The organism is Phytoactinopolyspora halophila (assembly GCF_003287285.1).
Classification (GTDB): domain Bacteria; phylum Actinomycetota; class Actinomycetes; order Jiangellales; family Jiangellaceae; genus Phytoactinopolyspora_A; species Phytoactinopolyspora_A halophila.
Genome location: NZ_QMIG01000076.1, coordinates 1 through 676 on the forward strand (window position 1 = coordinate 1; position 676 = coordinate 676).

Below are 676 nucleotides of genomic sequence, written 5' to 3' on the forward strand. Positions count from 1 at the left end.
GAAACCTCGACATCTGATCAGTCTCGCAGGACGAGCGCTCCATATTTGTCAGACATGCCCTAGGCGCGCCGGGTAGGACGGAAGGACCAGCAGTGCTTGACGGTCAACGAATTCGAACAGATGAAGAAAGTTGTTGAGGATACTGGGGTTGTCGCAGGTCTCTTCCAACCACAGGCTGCTGTATGTGTACCGGTAGACCGACTCGTCTGAGGTGTCCATCTCGAACACGACCGGTTCATCTTGGGTTCCGGAGATACCCACTTCACAGCCAGTCTTGAAGCCCTCATTTTCATGAAAGAACTTCACGGTCATCTCATCGTTGCGTCGCTTTGCGCGCAGCTTGAGTTTCGCGTCGATGCCGGCCAGACGATTCTCCCTGGCGGTCGCAATCAGCCCCACGTAGTTCGGGTTCGCGTCCTCGCTGTCGATGTAGGCCTCCAACAGTTCGCGAGCGTCGACTGGCGTGAAGCTCGGTGGAAGATGTATGTCTTCTCGCACGTCGTCCTGCAGGTACTTTCGAACAAGGTGCTCGGCACCTCGAGGCGAAGCACGCAACTCATCGCGCATCTCGGCGTCGTAGGCCTTCACAAGCTTCCTGCTTGCGAGCAACGCACCTAGGGCATGTCTGACAAATGTGCGGTCCAAGCGATCACTGCGTTGAGCATGACAGCAGCCC

The 676-nt window shown here is 56.7% G+C and carries 1 pseudogene; it reads right to left on the minus strand.

What is annotated here, in order from left to right:
• Nucleotides 1-48: 48 nt before the first annotated feature.
• A pseudogene (locus tag DPM12_RS22705) lies at nucleotides 49-676 on the minus strand (hypothetical protein); the annotation flags it as partial.